A 4,944-nucleotide genomic window follows, 5' to 3' on the forward strand; every position below is an offset into this window, starting at 1 on the left:
TAATTAACCCTTACGCCTTTCGACCTGCTCGTCTAGATCATTTCGCGACACCGACTAATTTTGTTGCCACCGTGAATCATTGCAAAATTGCTAAAACAAAAATTACTTCCTAAATAAGTTATGTTTAACGTAATTGTACGCTAGTACATTTGGGGCTTTATAAAAGGAAGAGAATATAATCTAGCTGTAAAGATATCAGTTCTATATAAAATTAATTTTGATAAATATGCAAATTTTTTTAACTTGACTTAATCTCGGCATCATGACCCAAGCTCTTTATTTAAGTTTAAATCTTAAATCAACTGTATATAATAGATATTGAGGCCATGTTGCAAAATAGTTAAATTCAAAAAGCGCTAAGCTTTAGATAGCTCTCAACTGTATATTCCGAATTGGTTATTGATAAAAGAGATTTCAGTCCATGGGCCATACATACAATCATTGAATTGGTCATAAAGCAATAAAAATTAACTCTCTCGTATTTTACGAGCCTGCTCTATAATTCGGCTTGATAGAATAAATTTCCACTTCGATTTTCTGCCTTTGGTAGCTTTAAAATCTTCAATTACCTTTTTCTCTTTTAAACGAACACAAGTAGTTTTTATAGAGCCAATTGTAACTCCGACTATGTCACTGAATTCTCTTTTTTCAATGAAGCCAGTAGAATTCGAGTTTGTAATTAAACAACGTCTTAATATTTCATCAACAATTAATTTAGAGTTTCCAACTAAATCAATATAATTAAATACTGGCTTTAATTTTCTTCCTACTTTTGAATTTTCATTATTAATGGGATGAATTATTTTTTGTTCTAAGGGTAATTTCTTAGCTCTTTTTGTTTTTTCAACACTAGGCGAGGAGTTTTTTTTCTTTTTGTCATTCACTATAGTAATTTTAGCAATCTTATCAATGTGATAAGGTCTTGGTGAATTTTTATCCCGCGTATATTCTTCAATAGATAAAGTAGAGGCTTTAAGCCTAGTAAGTTCTAAGCCTTTCTCACGCTGCTTTTTTAATATATCCTCTATCTTCATTCCCATCTTTTCCTAGTGTATTATTAAACAGCAGCAGCTTCTTTCTTCAATATTTCATTTTTTTTATTGGTTTTAGTTTCTAACCACGAGCTAATTCCTGTAATTTCTGAAATTAAACTCCAACAATCTTCTTTTGCAGTAGAATTTTTTAGATCAAATATATATTCGCCATCAGCCTTAGTATTTTTAAAAGCGGTATTAGTTCTGACTACTATAGGTAATAAATTCTCTCTGAGTTCGTCCCTATTAGCTACTTCTCCCATAATAGTTAAGCTTAATTTCTCCCGCGCATCATATTTATTAAAAATAATTTTATAATCTATTTCTATATTAAAATCTTTGAAGGACTCTTGAATTTGAATAATCTCTGATACAGACATTATTACACCATCAAAAGAATCAATATCTGCATTTAAAGGGATTAAATTTGTAGTCGCATAGCATGCAGCACAAGAAGTTATCTTATTTATTGAAGGTGGACAATCCAAAATTATAAGGTCGTAATTTTTTTCTAGTTCTGAGAATAAGTTTTTAAAATATCCAGCAGCATTTATTGTTTGGGAACCAAGGACCTGCTCTACTTGTGAATTATCTAAAGAAGATGGTAGTAAATGAAGGTAAGGCGTAACCTCTTTAATAATTTCACGTAGTTTTTTTTGTTTATTTAACACATGAACTATAACAGGTTGCCCATGTTTTTTCATATTAAATGATTGGGTTAAATTTGCCTGCATGTCTAAATCTACAGCTAAAACACGAAATCCTAATCTACTCGCTCCTTCAGCTATCGCTGTAGCCAGAGAAGTTTTTCCAATTCCTCCCTTCATTCCAAAAATATTTATTATTGTTGGCCGTTTATTAGGTTTGTAATTAAATCCTCTTAGTTCTAAAATTTCCCTAGCTGTTGATGCAGGTAAAACCTTTCTATTTGCAATAGGAATAACTTCTAAATCATTATCTTTAATTAATTTATAGATCAGATGTGGTGAGACATTAATTATTGCAGAAAAATCCCTAGCGCTTATTGTTTTCATTATTATTCTCAGAATTATTCTTAATATTAAAATTAACCCCCCATCTGTCCTTTGTCAACGAAAAACAATTAATTTAATAAAAAACGTTGATTTATTTAACTTCTGTACTGTAAAAGAAAATTTCAAAACTTAATGAAATAAAAAAAAATTAAATTTTTTTTCATAAAATAATGTGTCTCTTATTTTTGTGAAAATTAATAAATTAATGTGTCCCTTATTATGCAGCCGGCATTTCATTAATGTGTCTCTTATCTTTTACATAAAGGACTAGTTAATGTGTCTCTTATACCATCTTATCCATAATAATAGTGTGTCTCTGTATAATAAAAAATTAATATTTAATGTCTACTTGGCAGTTTAAGAGAATTAATAATAGTGTGTCTCTTATTCAATCTTAAAAAATTAATTATTGTGTCCCTTATCTAAATATATTATTTTGAAATTATTGTGTCTCCTTATTTAATTGAAATATAATAATTATTGTGTCTTTTATTTTATCCTTTTATTTCATAAATATGTGTCTCTTATATTTTTAACATGAATTAAATTGCTGTGTCTCTGATAAAAACCTATATTTATATTATTGTGTCTCTTATTAAATTTTTATTTTTATAATTTAAGGGAATTTATAAGATAAATTAAAATTTATAATCAATGGATTAAATAACTTTTATAATATACTGTTCGTTTTATTTAAAACAAGATAAGTTAAGTATTATAATTTTGCAATAATTACTGTGTCTCTTATGAATGATTTATAAGGTTAATTACTGTGTCTCTGATAAATAAATTATGAAAACAATTACTGTGTCTCTTATTTATCATTTACAAATAATTATTAATGTGTCTCTTATTTTAACGCATATTTAATATTAAAATGTGTCTCTTATGGAAAGTTTTTAATAGAAATTACTGTGTCTCTTATAAATGCTTAATAAAATAATAACCGTGTCTAATAAAGCAAGGAAGAAAACAGTCCGTGTATCTCTTATAAAAAATTACTGTGTCTCTTATAAATACGACTGAAATTTAATTACTGTGTCTCTTATTTTATTAAAAAACAATAATTAGTGTGTCTTTTATTGAAAGGTAAACAAAAGAATTATTGTGTCTCTTTTATAAAAAAAATCAATAATATCAATAGGATTAAAGGTTTGACAAATCAAAATTAGGCTATAGTATCTACATTAAATAGTAATGTAATTACAGATAGTGGGAAAAAATTTTTACTAAGAATAATTGACTTAGTATGAGAGGCGATTGATATGAAAAGATAACAGGATAAAGTTAAAAACAGAGTTCTGAAGAGTTGGCAGACTCCTCAGAACTTTAATAACTAAGCTCGGAACGCAAGCTAAGTTAAACTAAAAATTAAATAGGTTTATATTTAATTTTTAAGCAATCATTTTTATTGTAGCTACGTTCCCTTAAAAAAACAACAAAGATAAGGAAATTATCTATGGGGAACCTTTGTTCAATTTTCCATGCTCATTTTGGTAGGTTGGTTGAATACACCAAAAGCCATAATAAGGCAGTCTTTTTAGATAAATGTATTTTCTGGTGGCAGATATCCAACTATAAGCTTAATGATGGGAGGATTTGGTTTACTAGAACCTTAGCTCAAATCGCTAATGAGTTAACTTTATCAGAGCGATCTATTAGTCGCTACTTAGAAGAGTTTGAAAAGAAAGGATTAATTGAGCGAGCATGCAAACTTAGTGCATCGAATAAAAATGGCTTTCGCGTCACAAAACGCCTCTATATTCGAGTAACTCAAAAACTACTTGATTTAATTCAGATAAAAGAAGGAAAAGTAGAGCCAGGCAATACTCAATCAACAACATGCTCTTTTTTCAAACAAGATGGCGAGATCGAAAAAGACAAAAAGTCGGTATTTATAGATAAAGAAAAAGATCATAATCATCCAGTTAACAGTACAGTTAGTTTTAAAAACAATGTGGAAAAATTGTCTACCCCCCTTAATAACCAACCGCTTTATCCAATTTATCAAGTTGAAGAGCTAATCGGAGAAAGGGTAGGGGAGCGAACAAAAAATTACATTAAAGGCATGATGAATAATCTAAGACAATCGCATCATGTTCATTTCTCATCACCGGAGCAAACCTTTGCAGAAATTATTTTTACACTAACCAATCAACCGCAGCTAAAGCAGGTAGAAACAATCCAGCATAAAGTGCAAATTATTGCTAAGCTTTTGCGTGAAAAACGTTGGCGTACACCTAAGGGTTTTTATAATCATGCTGCTTATGGTCAATATTTTAAGCGAACTTCAGACGAGATAATGATTGATAAGGATGGGCAAAATTCACCCTCTTTAATGGTACATAATGCAAATAAAAGCCGCTTGCTTAAACAAAAGCAAGATGCATTAGGAAATATTCAACGCGCTATCCACAGTGAAAAAAGGTATTTAGAACTGGCTCTACAAGAGCAACAAAAGGGAATTGATAAAAAAGCCTTACTTGATTCTATTCAACGTCAACTGCATCAATTAGAAGAAGAAGCATTTAGCCTTACAAAAGATATAACAGTCCTCGAGCAGGAACTTGCGCCAGCCTTTAAAAAGGGGCCTGATAGACTTAAAGAAAAAACGCAACAATTAAATCAACTCCAAGATAAAGCCGATGCTCTAAGGTTAACTATGAGTCAACAATTTGAAAAACTCTGTGAAACGATTGAATCTTTGCCAAAAGGGCATCAAGAAATTGATATGCAGCAGCGGATTTATCAATCCTTGCAAATTGAACTCATTGAACTTGAAAACAGTATTTCAGAATTAGAATATCAATTGTATGTCCACCAAGCTGCCTAGAAAAGTAGAAAGGGCTTAGTCGGTGTCGCGAAATGATCTAGAC

3 protein-coding genes are annotated in these 4,944 nt (G+C 29.9%); 1 reads left to right on the forward strand and 2 read right to left on the reverse strand.

Features of this window, described 5'->3' with window-relative positions:
- Positions 1–467: 467 nt before the first annotated feature.
- Together E1P04_RS17290 and E1P04_RS17295 are read right to left on the reverse strand one after the other, a co-directional pair.
- Entirely contained in the window at positions 468–1,040 is a 573-nt protein-coding gene (locus E1P04_RS17290; protein WP_207386059.1) for a hypothetical protein, read from the reverse strand.
- A 17-nt stretch (positions 1,041–1,057) separates the two neighbouring features.
- Positions 1,058–2,068: a ParA family protein gene (locus E1P04_RS17295; protein ID WP_131784102.1), complete on the reverse strand. Its 1,011-nt coding sequence runs from the start codon at positions 2,066–2,068 to the stop codon at positions 1,058–1,060.
- Between the two features lie 1,459 nt (positions 2,069–3,527).
- Between E1P04_RS17295 and E1P04_RS17300 the strand changes: the two genes are divergently transcribed.
- Entirely contained in the window at positions 3,528–4,901 is a 1,374-nt protein-coding gene (locus E1P04_RS17300) for a hypothetical protein (RefSeq protein ID WP_131784103.1), read from the forward strand.
- Positions 4,902–4,944: the final 43 nt, after the last annotated feature.

Origin of the sequence: Legionella gresilensis, from assembly GCF_900639865.1 — a bacterium.
GTDB lineage: Bacteria > Pseudomonadota > Gammaproteobacteria > Legionellales > Legionellaceae > Legionella_C > Legionella_C gresilensis.